The sequence below is a fragment of the Methylorubrum populi genome (assembly GCF_002355515.1).
Taxonomy (GTDB): Bacteria; Pseudomonadota; Alphaproteobacteria; order Rhizobiales; family Beijerinckiaceae; genus Methylobacterium; species Methylobacterium populi_A.
The window spans coordinates 2,148,987-2,166,438 of the sequence record NZ_AP014809.1; the positions used below are offsets into that span (position 1 = coordinate 2,148,987).

Below are 17,452 nucleotides of genomic sequence, written 5' to 3' on the forward strand. Positions count from 1 at the left end.
TTTAATCGATTTCGTGAAAAATCATGAAAGGATCGCTCATGCCTAAGCTCGTTCCCTCCCGTCCAGACCCGATGCTGGATGTCCTCTCTACCTTCCGGCTCAAGCCAACCGACACGTTCAAGATCGTGTCCTCGAAGGGGGTCCTTACGATCAACCGCCGCAAGTCTACCGGTGAAGTCGAGCAAATGCGTGTTCGCGCGAAGGGTAGCTTCCAGCAGCTCACGAAGTTCGAACCTGCTCAAATCACGATAGCTGAGCGGCGCAAGCTCGAAGCCGAGATGGTCAAGTCCGGCCTCACTCAGTCTGAGGTCGCAGATCTCATTGGAGTGTCGCAGGCGACCGTCTCGCTCGACCTGAAAAAGCTCAAGAAGGCCTAATTTGATATCAACTGCGGGAGGATTCGATGGCACGAACGGAAGAGAATATTAAGGTCATTCGTGAATTGGCCAAAGCTGCCGACATCTCTGAAGCGGACTTAGTTGCGGCCTGTCGCGAGATCGTTGCTCGGGCTGACAGGCCGACTACCCAAGCGATGCTGGATACACTCAAAGCTTTCGATGCTGCTTCCGAAGACCCGCGGGACCGGCTGAAGCGAAGCATGCAATCGGGCAAACTCCCTAGTTGAGTGAGCCTGGGAGGCGGTCAGGCGGCGCGGCACTAGTCCAGGACCGCACCCTACGGTTGGGGTGGATCACCTCCATTAGGGTCAACTGCGGAGTGGCACCCGCCGCCATGCTTCCCATCCATAAATGCCTGCAGCTTCGCGGCAAGTGTAGCGGGCTGCTTGATCTCACATTCCCAGACTGTCAGCACGGACCAACCCCGAGCCTCCAGTGCTTTCTTGTTAGCAGCATCCCGAGCTTGATTGCGCTCAAGCTTCGGACGCCAATAATCCATCCGGCTCTTTGGCTTGCTCGCCCTCTTGCAGCCCTTGTGCTGATGCCAGAAGCAGCCGTGCACGAACACCGCCTTCCGACGGCCGATGAACGCGATGTCGGGCTTCCCGGGTAGGTCTTTCCTGTGCAGCCGGTACCCGTATCCCGCGAGGCGCAGGAGTTGTCGGACGAATATCTCGGGCTTGGTGTCCGTGGACTTGTTGCCCCGCATCGAGGCGCGGACGGCATCAGAGACCCCTTCCCAACGCCTGCTCGATGGGGTCACCAGATGTCCGGGATTGCCGATGCCACGGCCTTGAAGAGCGGCGGCGGCACCGCGTTGCCGATGACGCGGTAGCGGAGGCGCGTGCCGCCGGTTTCCGGGAACGTCATGTCCCCGAATCCCTGCAGGCGCGCGGCCTCGCGGTAGGAGAGGCGCCGCGCCGGGGCATCCTCGACGAAGCGCCACTCGTCGGTGCCGATGCGCTTGAGGCGGGGGCTCACGGGATGGAGGGGCGTGTGCCTGCTGTTGGCCACGATGGTCCGGCTCACCTGTCCCCAGTCTCGCCAGCGGTCCCTGGACAGGTAGTACCAGTGGAATGGTTGGTTGTCGTACTCGCCCTCTGGCCACAAGGGCAGGTCCTCGATCCGGTCGCGTATCGTTGGGCAGGACGGCAGCCCGTGAACGTCCTCCCCCGGAAGGCTGTGCGTGGGTTGGGGGAATTCGTACCGCACGCCCAGGTCCGAACGGATGCCGACGAAGAACATACGCGTCCGCTCCTGCGCGACGCCATAGGCGCGCGCATCAAGGATGGACCAGTCGACCTTGTAGCCCGCCATCCGGAAGCGCGTGAGCTGGTTCACGGCCAAGTGCTGGTTATTGGCGTTCCGCATACCAGAGACGTTCTCGACGATGAACGCCTTAGGCTTGATCTGCCGGAGCGCGCGGTCGAACTCGCGGTAGAGGTAGTTGATCTTGCGGCCCGCCTCCCTAACCCCGCCGACGCTGAAGCCTTGGCACGGATAGCAGCCCGCGAGCAGGTCCACCTCGGGGAAGCTGCGGACGTCCGCGACATTGCCGAGCACGTAATCCGTCTCGGGCAAGTTCGCGAGGTAGACGTCACGGGCATAGCCCATCGTGTCGTTGGCCATGACCACGTCGAAGCCCGCGTCGATCAGACCCCTGTCGCTGCCCCCGCAGCCGGTGAACAAAGAAACCGCCTTAGGCATCCCACCCTGCCTCGCCCGCCGAATCCGGGAAACCCGTCCAGAAGTGCATGGATTTTAGCGAACGGCCAAGCATGGCACCGCCTAGTTGCTTAACGTCGAAAACGCATCGCTGAGGTCTAGCGGCGCAACCCGAAGGTGCTATCCTGGCCGTGTGAGCGGGGGAACAAGCGTGAGGCCAGAAAGCGGCCCACCCACAGGATTCATGGAGTGGGAGCGCGCTCTCACCCATCATTTCCTCATGGTTGGGCCCGACGGCGACGCCTCGCCGATCCGCTCCTTCGAGGTCTCCGACGAGACCATCGCCCAAGCGGGTGGCCTCAGCGGACCCGACGCCCGCGAGGGGGCGATGGCATCGTTCACGCGCCACGTGGTCCAGGCCGGCGGGCTGCCGAACGCCCTGCGGCAGGGCCTACACCCGAACATGGACGCTCAAGGGTTGCCGGGGTGCTTCGCCTACCTCGTCCTGACCCTCTACGTGGCAAGCCTGCGCGGCAACGGCGAGGAGCGGAACGGCGACTTCCGGCACAAGCTGCGCCGGTTCCTGGGCAGCGAACGCTCGTTCATGGACATGCCGGGCGTGGCCGGGATGTGGGCGGGCCTCCAGCGGTGGCTGGCGCGGCGTCGGAAAACCGACGCCCGCTTCCGGGAACTCGTGTTCCCCGAGGTGCCCGTGAAGTGGTCGCACATCGGCATCAGCCTGAAATTCGCCTTTCCCACGAAGACGGACGCGACGCTCATGGCGTCGTTCCTCCAGGACAAGCCAGCCGCCGCCGGCAACCCCCTCAGGCTCCTCGCGGAGTTCGCGCCCGTGATCGACCGCGGGCGACGCTCGGCCGGCATGGTGGATGCGTTCGAGGATTTCAGGGATGCCTTCGCCGCGGGCGAACGGCTCCTGGAGGACCACCGCTTCTGGCGCCTGGTCCAAGCATGTTCCTTCGGGGATCGGCCCGAGGCATCCTCGCCCGCCTATCTCTCCTTCGGGTTCGACGAGGAGGGCCAGCCCGTCTTCTCGGCCGCCCGGGAGGACGGAACGAAGCTCTCGCCCGGGCCCCGGACGCTTTCCGAGGCCGTCTCCGACCTAACGGCGGCCGGCGGCCCGGCGGCGTCCACGCCGGCATACCTCGTCTTCCGGCAGACCGGCTTCGGGCGGTGGAGGTCGACGGACGGTTTCGAGCGCGCCGGGCCGCGCGTCCGGTTGGGACTGCCGCGCGCGGCGCACCGGCGGCTTCAGAGGGGTGGTCCGCGGTTCGTTGAGAGCGGCGGCTGGCTGTTCACCGCCGAGCCGGTCCCGGTAGCCTTGGCCGAGGAGATGGTGGCTTCCTCCGCGGCAGCCCCGTCCTCGGAGAGGCTGGCTTCCATTTCCGTCACGGGCGGGGTCCGCACCGGCGGCCTCTGGCTCGGCCGGCCGGCCTTCATGCCGTACGTCGATGCGGGTGGGTCGGAACTGCAGGTGCGGGCGGGTCCGGGCGCCGCCGGCATCGTGAGCCTGGATTGCCAGGGCCGCGGTCCCGAACGCCTGCAGGCCGGCGGTCCGGTCAGCGGCACCTGGTTCCTGGAGCCGCCGGGCGGCCGGCAGCGGTCCTGCCGCCAAATCGCTTTCGCGCCGAACGCGCAGCCGCACCGGGATGCCTTGGCCGGCGACGAAGCCGGCGAGATCCTCCTGGACTGGGCCGGGGGCTCGGCGCAAGCACGCTTCCCCGGGCAACTCCCGGCCGAAGCGGGCTGGAGCCGCGCGCAAGGCGCCATGTCGGACCTCGTTGAGGCGGTTTATGCCGGCGGGCGGCGCGGATGGGACGAAGGGGACGTGGTCGCCATCGTGGGCGAGGCTTTCGGTGACGCCGCGGATCCCTGGGCGATGCTGCGAGTGCTCAGGGATGCGACGGTCGTCCAACCCCGCCTCAGGCACCGTTGGCGCGGACGGACCTGGACGCTTCAGCCCCCGGCCCTCCTGCCGTGGGGAAACGGGGCGGTCGTGCAGGGCGCCGTCTGCGAGGCCGAGGCCGACGTCTTCCGCAAGGCCGCTGCCTCGGTCGGGGCCGTCCCCTTCCGGCTGCAGGAACCGTCCGGTCTCGCGCCTCCCCTGGCCGGATGCGTGGGTGGCGACCTGCAGTCGCTCGTGGCCCGCATGGATTGGCGGATCGAGCCCGCGCCCCGATGCCCGGCCGAGCGACCGCTCGCCTTTTGGGAAACCGACCACACGCTGCTCGGGAAGGAACCGGCCTCGCGCTGGGACTGGGACGCGGGGAAATTCGTGGCCGACGGGCGCCGCGGCGACGGGGCCGTCAGCCTGACCCGTTGGACGCAGGCCGCGAACCGCGACCACGACGTCTACCAGGTTCTCGCCGACGGACGGGAGCACCGCCTCCACTCCCGTGATGCCGCCCTTGTCCTCGCCCACTGCCTGGCGCGGCGCCCGCTGTTCACGGTCTCGGGCGGGTACCTGGAGGCCCGCGTCCGCGGCGCGTTCCTTCCCGACGCCATCGCGGCCAGGCTGCGGCTGTCGACGCTGGCGAACGCGGGCTTGACCGACGGGCGGTCCAGGTACCGCGTGACGCCTGAGGAAGCGGCGCGCGCCGCCCGCCTGCTGCCCGGGGCAGTGGCGGGCGCGGCCTGCGCAGCTGTTGGGCATGACGCCGATCGGGTAGCCTCGGTGAGGCATTCGTCCGGCCGGATTCGCGCTGCCTGGACGGGCGGCGCGCTGACGACCTTGTCGACCGGCGGGCCGGGGTGGGGGAAGGTGTCTCGATGAAGGTTCGTGACCGGGAGTACGTCGGTCGCAGCGGGCGGGGCCGCGACGCGAGCGCATTGGTCACCCCCGTGGCGGAGCGGTCCGAGGACGGGGTCTGGTCGGCCCTGGCCGACGTCAGGGCGCTGTTCCCGAAGCACGGCCAGATCGAGGTGCGCGGCATCGTCGCCAACTCGCTCAGGGAGGGCGACTGGGTCGCGTTCGGCTCGGTCCCGAACGACAGGCACGGGTCGTCCGCGAGCTTCCGCGCCGCCTCCCCCCGCCGGCTCACCCCCTTCCTGGCGGCAGGAGGCGAGGTCTCGCCGGAAGGGCGCCGCCGGCTCGTCGTGGAGGCCGGGCTTGAGGCCGGCCCGGCAGGCGAATGGTCGGTGCAGGTCTCGCCCGAGGCGTTCGTGCGGGTGAAGTTGCAGCAAGGCGAGGACGGGCGCTACCGGGCCTCCGGTTCCGACCTCGCCTCCTTGACGCTCTGGCGCCTTACCCCGGATCTCGTGATCGACCTCGGCGCCGAGCACGCGGCGCCCAGGCTCTGCGACCATCACAGGGCGGAGCAGCTGCCGGGCACGCTGAACTGGTCCCGGGACGACGAGTACATCCGCATGGCCGCGGCGGCGCTCGGCCCGGAACGGCGCGGGCCGGACATCGCCGCGCTGCTCGCCTGGGCGCTGGGCCAGCATACCGACGCCCTTACCGGCCGCGTCTCTACCCTTGCCGGCGCCGACGCCGGCACGTTGGCCGAGATCGAGCGGGCCGGCACGTTGTCCCGCCGGCTCGCGGGGGAGCGCGAGCTGCTGACCCTGTTCAAGGCCGGGCTGATGTCAGACCCGAGCGTCAGGGAACTGATCGACCAAGCCGCTGCGGACGCCGCCGAGGCCACCCGCCCAGCCCTGGAGAGCGCGGTTCGGACCGAGGTCGAGCGCGAGATGGCCGCCGAGCGCGCCGCGGCGCACGAGCAGGTCCGGGCGCTCATCGCGGGCTTGGAGGCCGAGGAGATAGCGGCGCTGGAAGCGCGCTGCGCCGCCGAGGCCGCCAAGCGGGACGAGGATCTCGCGGAAGCGCGCCGCAGGGGCATGAAGGCGGTCGAAGCCGCGACCGCTGAGCGGCTGCGGGAAGCGGAGGATGCCGCCGCCGGGATGGACGCCCGTCGCGCCTCGCTGGCTGGCGAGGTGGAGGAGCTCGAAGGGCGCAGGCAGGGCCTCGCCGCCTCTGTCGCGGCGCTCGCCGACGAGGAGCGGAGCAAGCTCGAAATCGTGGAGCGCCTGGTCAAGGCCGGCGAGGATGCCGCCGCGCTGCGCAAGCCGGCGGCGGTGCCCGCGGTCCTGGCGCCGTGGCCCCCCGGGAGCGGAAACGAGCGCCGGCTCGGGCTGCGGGACCTTGCCGGCCTCGCGGAGGAAGCGGGCCTGCTGTCGCAGGCGGGCATGGAAACCTTCCTGCGCGTCGCGGTCCTCGTCGAGGCCGGCGAGGTGCCGGTCCTGCACGGACCGGATACCGGCGGCTTCGTGGAGGCGGCCGGGCGCCTAATGGCCGCCGGCCGGGTGGCGAGGCTCTACGCAGACCCGACGCTGATCACGTTCGACGACCTGTGGGCCCGGGCCGGGTCCGGCATCCCGACGCCGCTGGCGGCCGCCCTGGCGAGCGCCGCCGAGGGATGCGCGGCCCTCGGCGTCGTGGAGCGCGCCGAGCGCTCGGGCGCGCGCTTCTGGTACCCGCAACTGGCCGATGCGGCGCGGCAGGGCCGGCTTCCCGCCGCCCTCATCCCGCTCGTCACGGTGGCGGACCCGAAGTCCGAGGAGGCCGCCGCGGTGGCGGCGGAAGGCCCCATGGTGGCCGTCGAGGGCATCTTCGCCGACGGCGCGGCGGCGGTCGCCCCGCTGGTCTTCGCGGAGCTGGCGGCGGCGCCCGCCGCCTTTGCCAAGGGGAGCTGCGAGCCCGATCCGGGGGAAGCTGCCAAGTTCCTCCGCAAGCACGCGGCCGGACTGGACCTTCCGGCGGCCATCAGGCTGTCGCGCATCCACGCCGCCGCGTCCTCCGCCCTGGGCGCGGAGGACGGACCGCGCATGGCCGCCGCGCTCAAGGCCATCCTGTTCGGGTCGGAGGAAGCCGTCCCGCAGGCCGCCACGCAGATGCCCTACCTCGCCGCCCGAGCCTGAGCCAGCCATGTTGGATCCCGTCGGCGGCTTCGCCCGCATGCACGACTTCTTCGTGTCCTACGTGGACACCTCCTTCCGCATCGCCGACCCGGCAGTGGCGCGGGAAAGGCGCGAGCTGCTGCTGACCCCGGACGTGCTCGCCACGGAACCGCTCGTCGAGCCGGTCCTCCGCTACGCGGCCAACGACCGCACGCTTGAGCAACTGCTCGGGACCGAGATCCTCGCGCCCCTGAGCCAGGAAGCGCAGCGCGCATTCGTCGAGCTCGCCCTGAGCGGGCTGTTCGACGGAGCCGAGGCCGATGGCGCGCTCAGGCGGAAATCGTCGTACCCGCCCTACACACACCAGGTGCGGATGCTGGAGCGCGGCATCCGCCCCGGCCATCCCAGCATCGTCACGTCGGGAACCGGGTCCGGAAAGACCGAAAGCTTCATGCTCCCGATCCTCGCGAGCCTGGCATCGGAAGCCGTGAGGTGGTCGAGGCCGGACGACGGCTACCTCGGGAACACGTGGTGGCGGAAGGGCCAGAGGTTCAACAGGCGCAGGTCGCAGCGGACCGGCGAGGCCGCCGACCGGCCGGCGGCCGTCCGCGCCCTGATCCTCTACCCGATGAACGCCCTCGTCGCCGACCAGATGGTCCGGCTGAGGAAAGCGCTCGATTCCGACGCCGCGCGCGCCGTCATGGACGAGCGTTTCGACGGGAACAGGATCTTCTTCGGCAACTACACGGGCGATACCCCCGTGACCGGGCACGAGACCCATCCCCGCCTGGCCGACGACGAGGTGGAGAGGAACAGGCGCACGCGGCGCGGCGCGAAGCTGCGGCTGGCCATGTCGCGGATGGAGGAGGACCAAAGGGACGCCCGGGCCCACGACGCGCGGACGCGGTCCAGGTCAGGGGGCAAGTCCTTCGAGGAGACCAAGTACATCTTCCCGTCGCTGGACGGCGGCGAGATGGTGTCGCGCTGGGACATGCAGGCATGCCCGCCCGACATCCTCGTCACGAACGCCTCCATGCTCGGCGCGATGCTGTCCCGGGAGGTCGAGGACGCAGTCTTCGACAAGACGAGGGCCTGGATCGAGGCCGACGAGGACGCGTACTTCTACCTTGTCTTCGACGAGCTCCACCTGGTGCGGGGCTCGGCGGGCACCGAGGTCGCATTCCTCGTCAAATCGCTCCTCACCCGGCTCGGGCTGGACGACCCCAAGCACCGGCACAAGCTCCGCATCCTGGCGTCGAGCGCCTCGCTGCCGATGGAGGACCACGCCGGCGAGCAGAGCCGCCGGTACCTGCGGGACCTGTTCGCCCCGTTCGGCACCTATGCGGGGCCGGGGGCCGAGGGCCGCACGGACGCGGCGTTCTGGAGCACGTGCGTCGTGCCCGGCGACCCCGAGAAGGTCGACGCCCCGGCCGGGAAGGTCGATCCCGCCCCTTTCAGGGCCCTCCTCGCGGCCGCAGCAGAAGGCAGCCGTCTGGTCGCCTCCTACGGCGAGACCGACGCGAACGCGTCCGCGGTGCGGGCGCTCGCCGAGAGCCTCGGCCTGGCGTCGGCGGCGACGGCGGAAGCCGCTGGCGCCGTGTCCGCCCGGGCCGCCGCGCTGCTCGTGAGGGGTTGCTCGGGGATGGGGCAAGCCCGAGCGACGCCGCTCTCGGACATCGGCAAGGAGGTATTTGGCGCGGCGGACCGCGAGGCGGTGCGCGGCCTGATGTTGGCGCGCGCCCTGCCGGACGGCGGTGCCTGGGGCGCGAAGGCGCCGACCGGCACGCCGTCTTTCCGGGTGCACACCTTCATCCGCAACGTCGAAGGGCTGTTCGGGGCGCCTGTGGCCTCGGACGACAGCAAGACGCGGTTCACCGACCTGACCATCGTGCGGGGCGTCACGCACGGTCCCCCGGGGGCCGATGGCGCACAGGGTCGGCGCCTCTTCGAGATGCTCTACTGCGAGGCTTGCGGCGACCTCTTCCTCGGGGGGCAGCGCGGGCAGGCCACGGCGGACGAGCGGCAGTTCGAGCTGCTGCCGACCTCGACCGACTTGGAAAGCGCGCCCGACCGCGGCGCCCCCGAGCTGTACGACCGCATGACCTTCGACCAGTTCGCGGTGTTCTGGCCCTCGACGGCCCGACCGGTGCTGCCGGAGGGCGGATGGGATGAGTGGCAAACCGCAACGCTCGACGCCGTGACCGGGGTCCTGTCGGCCTACGAAGCCGAGGAGCGCCCGGGCCTGGTCCGCGGCCACGTCTACTTCCAGGCCGATGCGGCGGCTGGGCCGGGCGGGCGCAAGACGGCGCAGCCGTTCTCCTGCCCCCGCTGCGGCACCGACTACTCCAACAGGCCCTCGACCATCCGCACCCGCTCGCCGGTCCGCGCGTTCCGGACCGGCTTCGTGCAGGCTTCGCAGCTCGTCTCGACCGAACTCTTCGAGTTCCTGCACGCCATCAGGACCGAGGACGGCGCAGAGCCCAAGAGCATCATCTTCTCGGACAGCCGGCAGGACGCGGCGAACCAAGCGCTTGAGATCGAGCGCCTGCACCTGCGCGACCTGCGCCGCGAGGTCTTCGTCGACTCAGCCCTTCGCATGATCGAGGCCGCCGGTAAGTCCTACGTGAGCGAGGAGGAGAAAGAGAGGATCGAGGATGAGATGATCGCCTCCGGCCGGCGGAAGGAGCTCCGCAAGCTCTATGCCGAGTGGGATAAGGCCGAGAGCGATAGCGGCGTGAACCTCGCCGCGAGGAAGGTGCGCGTCGACCGCCTGCTGCAGTACCGGGACGACGAGGACGGCAGCGGCGGCAACATCTCCTACGTGATGTCCGAGCTGGTGCGCCTCGGCATCCACCCCTTCGACGAGGTCGGTCGCAAGACCTTCAAGGGGCAGCCCTGGTACAAGGCGTTCAGCCTCCGCGGTGGTAAGGCGGACTTCGCCTCGAACCTGACGACCGTCGAGAAGCGGGACCTCGGGACAGCCATCCTCAGGGCACAATCCGAACTCGTCGACGATGTGATCTTCTCGAACACCTTCTTCGCCTTGGAGGAGACCGGCCTGGGCTACCCGTCGGTCTCGGCCGAGGCCGGGGAGGAGGTCGACCGCCTGGACGCCTGGCTCCGGGTCTTCGCCGGGGCGTACCGGGTCGAGGAAAACCAATACTTCTCCTGGGAGCGGAACAGGGAGTGGCGCCGGCTGGAGAACGTCCCTCAGCGGAACAAGGTCAGCCGCTACGCGCGGGTCGTATTCGGGGAGGACGCCTCCGCGCGGTTCGCGCAGGTGCTGTCGGACCTCGACCGCGAGGGACACGGGGGCGGGGTGATCCGGGTCGGCAAGCTCTTCCTGCGCATGTCGGAAGCCGGCGACCGTTACTGGCGCTGCGGCTCCTGCGAGCGGGTCCACCTCAGGCCGGGCTACGGCGTCTGCACCCGCTGCAGGAAAGAATTGCCGCGCGAGGCGTCTGGCACCGTGGAGGAGTTGTGGAACGCGAACTTCCTCGGGCGCCGCATCGTCCGCGGCAGGGAGGAGAACGTCCGCCGCTTCGGGATCAAGTGCGAGGAGCTGACCGGCCAGACCGACGACTTCTCGGAGCGTCTGCGCCGGTTCAAGGGAATTTTCGTAGGGGCCGAGGGCGAGGAGCCGGACGCGCTGCTGAAGGCGGACAAGGAGATCGACCTCCTCTCTGTCACCACGACCATGGAGGTCGGCATCGACATCGGCTCGCTGCAAACTGTGCTGCAAGCCAACATGCCGCCACAGAGGTTCAACTACCAGCAGCGGGTCGGGCGCGCCGGGCGCCGCGGGCAGGCGTTCTCATTCGTGACGACGTTCTGCCGGGGCCGGAGCCACGACGAGTATTACTTCCGCCACCCGCGCGCGATCACGGGCGACGCGCCGCCACCGCCCTTCCTGGCCGCCGACCATCTCCCGATCCCGAGGCGGCTGCTCCGGAAGGTCTGGCTCAGGGCGGCGTTCGCGCGCCTGCGCGATGCGTGCGGGAGTGCCGGCCAACCTTATCCCGGCGACGGCCTGGTGCCGCCGGATATTCACGGCGAATTCGTGCCGACCGACGCGTTCTACGCGGAGGTTTCGCCCTGGCCCCAACGGCTGCGCGATGCGCTCGCCGCGACCGAACCGGCCATGAGGCGGTTCGTCGAGGCGTCCGTCCTGTCCGACGAGCACCGCACCGAACTCCTGCTGTGGGCGGTTCCGGACACCCTGGTCGGCGAGATCCTGGACCTTCGCGAGGCGCGGCCCGCCGGGCGCTCCGGGCTCGCCCAGTTCCTCGCCGAGCGCGGGCTACTGCCGATGTACGGCATGCCCACCCGGGTGAGGCAGCTCTACACCGGCTTGGTCGAGACCGGCACAAAGACCAACGGGCAGGACGATTGGGACTGGTCGACGATGGACCGCGACGTGGAGCTCGCGGTGTTCGAGTACGCCCCCGGCGCCCTGCTGACGAAGGACAAGCTCAAGCACAGGGTCATCGGCTTTACGGGCACCCTCCCGGAGGCCGAGCGCGAGAACGCCAACCGCATCGACGTCAAGGCGCCGTTGAGCCCTTGGGTCAGCGACCGCGCCTACGTCGCCCGCTGTGCCGCCTGCGGCTCCGCGGCCTACAGGCCGCAGCGCCCGGACGAACACGTCGCTTGCGACGATTGCCGTGCGGATGTCCACCCGGACGAGTTCGCCTGGTACGTGACGCCGGCAGCCTTCCGGACCGACTTCAGGCCGGAGGCGAACAAGCCGGACGACGTCGGCATCATGTCGACCCGCACCGTGGCGACGGTCCTGCGCCACGGCGAAGGTCACGACTGCGGCAACGTGAAGGTCTGGAGCGGGGCCGGCGTCACGGTCATGCACCTGAACGACGGCGCGACGGGCGAGGACGGCGAGCCGACCCGGTTCGCGGTGCAGGAGATGAGCGACACCTGGGTCCTCAAGGGGCAGCCCGCGCTGCGCGCCACGAACCTCGTGTGCCAAGCGGTCGACACCGAACTCGCGAGCGAGGAGGAGCGGGGGCGGTGGCGCGACGGGGTCCCGGTCGAGGAAGCCTTCGGCCTGGTCGCGCGCAAGGAGACCGACGCGCTCTACCTGGAGCTCCTCTCCTTCGACAGGCGGCTCAACCTCGACATGGTCGCCAAGCAGGGGCGCATGTCGAGCACGGCGGCACGCGCCGCCGCCGTGAGCGCCACGCACATCCTCGTCCAGAAGGCCGCGCTCGCGCTTGACGTCTCGCCCGACGAGTTCGAGCCCCTGGAGCCGCGCCTGCGGGGCACGCAGCCCCTCATCCAAGTCGCCGACGCGCTGATCAACGGCTCGGGCCTGTGCCGCCGGCTCGGCGAGCCGCGGACGGACGGCAGGCCCGAGATCCTCCACATGATCGGCGAGATCCTGGGGGATGCGGAGGCGTGGCCGATGAACGTCCTCCTGGAGCCGACGCATAGGTCGAACTGCCACACGTCCTGCTACCGCTGCGTCCAGCAGTACGGGAACCGGCGGTCCCACAGCCTTCTCGATTGGCGCATGGGCATCGCGTACCTTCGGGCCATGGTGACGCCGGGCTATGCCGGCGGCGCCGACGGGAGCTTCGCCGAGCCGGAGCTCTCGGACTGGCTCGCGCGTGCCCGGAACCTAGCCGCGTCGGTCGCCGCGATGCGGCCGGGCTCCCTCCGCGTCGAGACCTCCGGCCGCATCGGGCTTCCGTGCATCGTCGAGGGCGCCGGGGCGGAAGCGGCGAGGCTCGTCGTCGTCCATCCCTTGTGGCGGACGGACCCGGGGGCGGTCGGGAGGCTGCTCGGGACCGAGGCCCGCCCGACGGACCGGTGCGTGAACACCTTCGAACTCGAACGCCGTCCGTTGAAGGCTCTCGAACTCGCAAAGGTAAAGGAGCCTGCTCCAGGCTTCAACGAGGCGTAACCGCATCCGCTGCCTGAGGTCCGAGCTGATCGACACCGTTGCCGCAGTGCCAAGGTGGTGGGGATTCCGGCTTACCGGCCGGCTTCGCCGCCACCTGGGTAGCTGGTCGGCAGCACAATGCTGGTCTTCGGCCAACCACGGGGGGACTTCGCCTGGTTGACCTGAATAGGCTCTACAACGTGATGGACCTGGCGATGCTGAAATCGGTCAGGATCGGAGCGCTGTCGTACCCCTCGTCGCAGGCGGAGCGTGTCCTGATATTGTCAGGTCGACCGATCCCCGGGATTCGAGCAGCGTCGTTGAGGGGGCGTTGACCAAGCCGGCAGGCGTCCACAGGCGCCGGCACGGAACGGCTCGACAGGGGGCCGGGTCCAGGGCATCGTGACCCTTCACCCGCAGGGATCGCCCCGCCGTGATGACCGCTCGCTTGATACGGAAACGGAACGCCGCCGCCTGAGCCACCTGCTCGGCGCCCTTCGCGCATCCTGATCCCGTACCCTGCGAGCTCTCCCCAATGCCCAAGCACGACGCCTCGTCGGCCGCCGCCGTGCGCGCCGCTATCCTCGACCCGCGCCCGTTCGCCGGCCCTCGCGACGGGCAGGACACCCGCACCCGCGTGCAGCTGCTCTACGGCGGAGGGATGTACGGCCACGACGCGGTGGCCGACCTGCGCGCCCGGCTGCAGCCCCTTCTCGGGGCGTCGGGCCTGCGCGACCGCACGTACACCGCGATCGCCGCCGCGATCGAGGAGGCCACGGTCGGCAGGATCTCCACCGTCGAGCGCATGCTCGCGAGCGAGGCGCTCCGCGTCGGCCTGCCGACGCCGACGCTCGCCCTCGTCCGGGACGTTGGCGGGGTGCTCGTCTTCCACCTCGCGGAGCTCGGCTGTGAGCTCGCCTCGGCCCGGCTCGCGGCCGAGCTCCTCAGCATGGCGGTCATGCAGGTCCGGGCCGCCATGCTCGACCGGGCGTTCCTGGCCATCCGGCACGCGCTCCTCCGCGCGGAGGACGCCCAGGCCACCTTCCGGGATGTGCCCTACGTGCCCGGCCCGAGCTATCCGCGCCTGGAGACCTTCGACGTCGAGGCCGCCGCGTGGGTCCAGGCGTGGACGACGATCGGCTCGGCGATCCGGATGGTCGAAGACGAAGACGCAATCCTGCGCGGGGGCGCAGGCCAGCAAGCCGCGCCCCTGGCCGAGCCGCTCCTTCAGGACGGCGACCTCCTCCTCGACCTGCCGGACGTGCCGGCGGGCGAGCTCTCCGCGGAGGAGATCATGGCCGTTGGACGGGCGCGCCGGATCCTCGACGAGGGCGCGGCGCGGAGGGCGGCCGCGGCGCCGCCGTCGCTCGTCGTCGTGCCGTCGCTCGATCACCTGCCGGCCCCCTCGAAGGTCGCACAGGACCGCCGCGACACGCCGCGCGCCGAGTACGATGCGATCGCGGCGAAGGCGCTGCCGCTGCGCCCGGCCCCGGATCCGCAGGCCTTCGTCGAGGCCGGGGCTGCCCGCTTTCCCTGGGCGCGCGAGATCCTGGAGGCGATCGCGCAGGACCTCGTCGGCGCCCGGTTCGCCTGGCTGCGGCCGACGCTCCTGCTCGGCGCGCCGGGCTCGGGCAAGACGGCGCTTGCACGGTGGATCGCCGCCTACCTCGGGCTCGACTTCACGCTCTACGGCGTCGGAGGATCCAGCGACGCGTCCTTCACCTCGACCTCGCGTCAGTGGTCGACCGGGCGCGCCTCGGTGCCGCTGCAGGCGATCCGGCGCGCCGGGTGCGCGACCGTCGTCATCTGCCTCGACGAGATCGAGAAGGCCTCGCACGACCGCCGAAATGGGGCCTTTGCGGACGCCGCGCTGGGTTACCTAGAGCGTTCGTCGGCGAGCGCGCTGTTCGACAGCTACCTGGAATGCCCGGTTAACCTCAGCGCGGTCACCTTCCTCGCCACGGCCAACGAGCGCTCCGGCGTTCCCGGCCCCCTGCTCGACCGGCTGCGGACCCTGCGCGTGCCGCTCCCGCGCGCCGTCGACCTGCCGGTGATCGCGGCCGCCATCGTAGCCGAAGTCCGCGAGGAGCGCGGGCTCTCGGCCGACTGGCTGCCCGACCTGTCGCCCGAGGAGACGGCGCTCGTCGCTCGGCATTTCCGCGGGGGCTCCCTGCGCCCCCTGCGCCGGCTCGTCGAGACCGTGCTGGCCGGGCGCGAGAGCTTGGCCCCTCGGCACTGACCTTCCCCTTCACCACCCCGAACGCCCGGAGGCCGTCATGACCAGCCAGCACCCGAAGCGCGCCCGCCTTCCCGTACTCGACGCCGCCCTCTCGCAAGTGCGCGGCCGTGACGAGGACGGCCTCGTCCGGCCCGAGCTCGCCGACTGCGCGGTGGCGATCCGGCAGCTGGGGCCCCGCGCGTACGCCCTCGGGCTCTTCGCACCGTCGGGCGCCCGGCTGCTCGGACAGACCGTCGTCCGCCTCGCCGAGGCCCTTCCGGCCAACCCCGACGACCGCCGCGCGCCCCGGGAGGAGAGGTCGTGAAACGGATCCGAGGCCCCCCGAACGGAGACGCCCCATGGACACCACCGACAACCTCGACGCCATCGCCGCCCGGATCCAGGCCGCCTGGGAGAGCGGCCGGATCTGCAGCCTGGTCGGCCGCGGCTGCCGCGCCCGGATCGTGCGCATCGGCCGGCTCGTCACGGCCGGCCGCCTCGATCCTGCCGCCGGCCTGCGCCTCGCGATCGAGACCGAGGCCCTGGCCTTCTGCCTCGCCCCCCTGCCGCCGGAGCCGCCCACGCCATGATCGCCGACGAGTTCCTGAGCATCGCTGGCCCCGCCCTGCGCCATCACGGCGGCGCGGACAGCGTCACCGTCACCGCCGTCGAGCCCTCGCCGCACGGGCCGCTCGTCCGCTGGAACGGGCCGCTCCTCGCCGTCGAGCGCGAGCGGACCGCGGACGGGTCCGCGACGTTCGTCGGCCCCGTGCCCGGCCCGTTCCTGCTCGACCTGCTCGCCCGCACGCTCGCGTGCCGGTGGCGAGACGGCGCGCCACGGTGCCCGCCGGACTGGGCCGAGCGCCTCGCCCGGCGGCACCGGCGCGTCTTCGGCCAGGGGTGCTTCGAGTGCGGTCCCGGCTGGCGCTGGCTGTGGGAAGCGGCGGCCGAGCTCCTCCGCGAGCGCGGCATCCCGGACGGCTTCCACTCGACCCAGCTCAAGGAGAAGTTCGGATGTATTCGATGGTATTACGATGCCAACGAGAACTGCGAATACATGAAGGACATCGTCGACGGTGTCGAACATCTATCGGCTTACATCTGCGAGGAGTGCGGGCGCGCGGGCCGGGTCCGCCAGGGCGGTTGGCTCCGCTGTCTCTGCCCGGAGCACGCCAACGGACGGAGGATCGCGGGCGGTGCCTGAGGTCTACCGCAACCGCACGCGGTGTCGGTGGAGCGTCCGCATTTCCGGACGGGTCGTCGGACGCCGGCTCGGCGTCGTCCTCGTCGGCGTCACGTTCCGGGCGAGCGAGGCGGCCCGTCTCCGGTGCCTGCGAACCGGCGCGAGGGACGTTCACGCTCGGGCGGCCGGCACGGTCGCGGACCTGCCCCGGCCGGAGGGAGTGGCCCGGTTGCGCTACCGCGTCAAGGAGGCCGGGTTTCGGGTGGAGCGGCAGGTCGTCACGAGGGCGCGGGCGGTCTGGTTCGAGGTGGACGGAAGCGCCTGGGCGGTAGGAGGAGAGTGATGACGAGCGTGCTGATCATGAGCGACCTTCACGTCGATGCCTCTCCGTTCGAGCTACCGCCGGGGCCGCGGGTCGACATCGCGATCGTCGCCGGAGACGTCGCCGACGGCCTGACCCGGCGCTCGATCCCGTGGCTGGCTGAGCACATCCGACCACGGGCGCGGCACGTCATCTATGTGCCGGGCAACCATGACCTGTGGCGAGCGAGGCTGCCCGACGAGATCTCCCGGGGCCGGGACGCCGCGATCGCAGCGGATGTGACGCTGCTTGATTGCGGCCAGGCGCGGCACGTCGACGGCATCGAGGTGATCGGGGCGACCCTCTGGACCGACTACGCCGTCGCGGGTCCAGGGCACCGCGAGCTCGCGATGCGGGTCGCGGGGGACCGGCAGGTCGGCATGCGCGATCATCGGCTCATCCAGACCCGAGACCGACTGGGGACGCCGGCCCCGTTCCGGCCCCCGGCGGCGGCCGCGCTCCACGCGGAGCACCGAGCCCGGATCGAGCGGCGGCTCGCGGAGACGTGGGCTGGGCCGCGGATCGTGGTGACGCATCATGCGCCCCATCCCCGGAGCCTGCTGCACGGCGAGGTGCGCGAGGTGATCGACGCCGCCTACGCGAGCGACCTGACGCCGATGATGGAGGGGCCCGGGGCCCCGGACATCTGGATCCATGGGCACGTTCACCGGACGGTCGATTACCGGATCGGGTGCACGAGGGTGCTCGCCAACGCGCGAGGCCACGACACCTCGCATCGGCGCCGCAACGGCGAATGGCGCGTCGAGCTCGAAAATCCCTCGTTCGATCCCGCCTTCGTCCTGGAGCTCTGAAG

At 70.6% G+C, this 17,452-nt stretch carries 13 protein-coding genes; 11 read left to right on the forward strand and 2 right to left on the reverse strand.

The features are described 5' to 3' along the window. Nucleotides 1–38 precede the first annotated feature (38 nt). Together MPPM_RS09805 and MPPM_RS27950 are read left to right on the forward strand one after the other, a co-directional pair. The gene (locus MPPM_RS09805; RefSeq protein ID WP_096484902.1) at nt 39–377 is read left to right on the forward strand and encodes a hypothetical protein; all 339 of its coding nucleotides are present in this window, start codon (nt 39–41) and stop codon (nt 375–377) included. A gap of 26 nt (nt 378–403) precedes the next feature. Continuing rightward, complete coding sequence (locus tag MPPM_RS27950; RefSeq protein WP_157914158.1) at nt 404–625, forward strand: ribbon-helix-helix domain-containing protein; 222 nt, start codon at nt 404–406, stop codon at nt 623–625. Between the two features lie 50 nt (nt 626–675). On the opposite strand, the gene MPPM_RS09810 is transcribed toward MPPM_RS27950, so the two are convergent. Both MPPM_RS09810 and MPPM_RS09815 read right to left on the reverse strand, forming a co-directional pair. Then, nucleotides 676–1,107 carry a very short patch repair endonuclease gene (locus MPPM_RS09810; RefSeq protein WP_096484903.1) on the reverse strand — a complete coding sequence of 144 codons (432 nt, stop codon included), beginning with the start codon at nt 1,105–1,107 and terminating at the stop codon, nt 676–678. Nucleotides 1,108–1,157: 50 nt separating this feature from the next. Continuing rightward, nucleotides 1,158–2,105, reverse strand: a complete 948-nt coding sequence (locus MPPM_RS09815) for a DNA cytosine methyltransferase (RefSeq protein ID WP_096484904.1) — start codon at nt 2,103–2,105, stop codon at nt 1,158–1,160. A 202-nt stretch (nt 2,106–2,307) separates the two neighbouring features. On the opposite strand from MPPM_RS09815, the gene MPPM_RS09820 reads away from it, so the two are divergent. The 9 genes from MPPM_RS09820 to MPPM_RS09860 all read left to right on the forward strand — a co-directional run bounded on the left by MPPM_RS09820 (nt 2,308) and on the right by MPPM_RS09860 (nt 17,450). Beyond that, a complete protein-coding gene (locus MPPM_RS09820) occupies nt 2,308–4,854 on the forward strand; it encodes a hypothetical protein (RefSeq protein ID WP_096484905.1) in 2,547 nt (848 codons plus the stop codon). After that, nucleotides 4,851–6,998 carry a hypothetical protein gene (locus tag MPPM_RS09825; RefSeq protein WP_157914159.1) on the forward strand — a complete coding sequence of 716 codons (2,148 nt, stop codon included), beginning with the start codon at nt 4,851–4,853 and terminating at the stop codon, nt 6,996–6,998. Before MPPM_RS09820 ends, MPPM_RS09825 begins: the two co-directional genes overlap by 4 nt. Nucleotides 6,999–7,005: 7 nt before the next feature. Next, nucleotides 7,006–12,897, forward strand: a complete 5,892-nt coding sequence (locus tag MPPM_RS09830; RefSeq protein WP_096484907.1) for a DEAD/DEAH box helicase — start codon at nt 7,006–7,008, stop codon at nt 12,895–12,897. A 514-nt stretch (nt 12,898–13,411) separates the two neighbouring features. Then, on the forward strand, nt 13,412–15,115 hold the full coding sequence (locus tag MPPM_RS09835) for an AAA family ATPase (protein WP_096484908.1): 1,704 nt from the start codon (nt 13,412–13,414) through the stop codon (nt 15,113–15,115). A gap of 37 nt (nt 15,116–15,152) precedes the next feature. Beyond that, the gene (locus MPPM_RS09840) at nt 15,153–15,419 is read left to right on the forward strand and encodes a hypothetical protein (protein WP_096484909.1); all 267 of its coding nucleotides are present in this window, start codon (nt 15,153–15,155) and stop codon (nt 15,417–15,419) included. 34 nt (nt 15,420–15,453) lie between these two features. Beyond that, nucleotides 15,454–15,684, forward strand: coding sequence for a hypothetical protein (locus MPPM_RS09845; protein ID WP_096484910.1), 231 nt, complete (start codon nt 15,454–15,456; stop codon nt 15,682–15,684). Then, nucleotides 15,681–16,298: a hypothetical protein gene (locus tag MPPM_RS09850; protein ID WP_096484911.1), complete on the forward strand. Its 618-nt coding sequence runs from the start codon at nt 15,681–15,683 to the stop codon at nt 16,296–16,298. Before MPPM_RS09845 ends, MPPM_RS09850 begins: the two co-directional genes overlap by 4 nt. Beyond that, a complete protein-coding gene (locus MPPM_RS09855) occupies nt 16,291–16,620 on the forward strand; it encodes a L5-gp82 domain-containing phage-derived protein (protein ID WP_096484912.1) in 330 nt (109 codons plus the stop codon). Before MPPM_RS09850 ends, MPPM_RS09855 begins: the two co-directional genes overlap by 8 nt. Further along, nucleotides 16,620–17,450 (forward strand): metallophosphoesterase, encoded by an 831-nt coding sequence (locus MPPM_RS09860; protein ID WP_096484913.1) that lies wholly within the window; start codon nt 16,620–16,622, stop codon nt 17,448–17,450. The genes MPPM_RS09855 and MPPM_RS09860 overlap by 1 nt, the downstream gene beginning before the upstream one ends. Nucleotides 17,451–17,452: the final 2 nt, after the last annotated feature.

What these genes read in the sequence shown, in the direction of transcription:
- MPPM_RS09805 (WP_096484902.1), top strand. Translation starts at nt 39, where the DNA reads ATGCCTAAGCTCGTTCCCTCCCGTCCAGACCCGATGCTGGATGTCCTC.
- MPPM_RS27950 (WP_157914158.1), top strand. Translation starts at nt 404, where the DNA reads ATGGCACGAACGGAAGAGAATATTAAGGTCATTCGTGAATTGGCCAAA.
- MPPM_RS09810 (WP_096484903.1), bottom strand. Translation starts at nt 1,107, where the DNA reads ATGCGGGGCAACAAGTCCACGGACACCAAGCCCGAGATATTCGTCCGA.
- MPPM_RS09815 (WP_096484904.1), bottom strand. Translation starts at nt 2,105, where the DNA reads ATGCCTAAGGCGGTTTCTTTGTTCACCGGCTGCGGGGGCAGCGACAGG.
- MPPM_RS09820 (WP_096484905.1), top strand. Translation starts at nt 2,308, where the DNA reads ATGGAGTGGGAGCGCGCTCTCACCCATCATTTCCTCATGGTTGGGCCC.
- MPPM_RS09825 (WP_157914159.1), top strand. Translation starts at nt 4,851, where the DNA reads ATGAAGGTTCGTGACCGGGAGTACGTCGGTCGCAGCGGGCGGGGCCGC.
- MPPM_RS09830 (WP_096484907.1), top strand. Translation starts at nt 7,006, where the DNA reads ATGTTGGATCCCGTCGGCGGCTTCGCCCGCATGCACGACTTCTTCGTG.
- MPPM_RS09835 (WP_096484908.1), top strand. Translation starts at nt 13,412, where the DNA reads ATGCCCAAGCACGACGCCTCGTCGGCCGCCGCCGTGCGCGCCGCTATC.
- MPPM_RS09840 (WP_096484909.1), top strand. Translation starts at nt 15,153, where the DNA reads ATGACCAGCCAGCACCCGAAGCGCGCCCGCCTTCCCGTACTCGACGCC.
- MPPM_RS09845 (WP_096484910.1), top strand. Translation starts at nt 15,454, where the DNA reads ATGGACACCACCGACAACCTCGACGCCATCGCCGCCCGGATCCAGGCC.
- MPPM_RS09850 (WP_096484911.1), top strand. Translation starts at nt 15,681, where the DNA reads ATGATCGCCGACGAGTTCCTGAGCATCGCTGGCCCCGCCCTGCGCCAT.
- MPPM_RS09860 (WP_096484913.1), top strand. Translation starts at nt 16,620, where the DNA reads ATGACGAGCGTGCTGATCATGAGCGACCTTCACGTCGATGCCTCTCCG.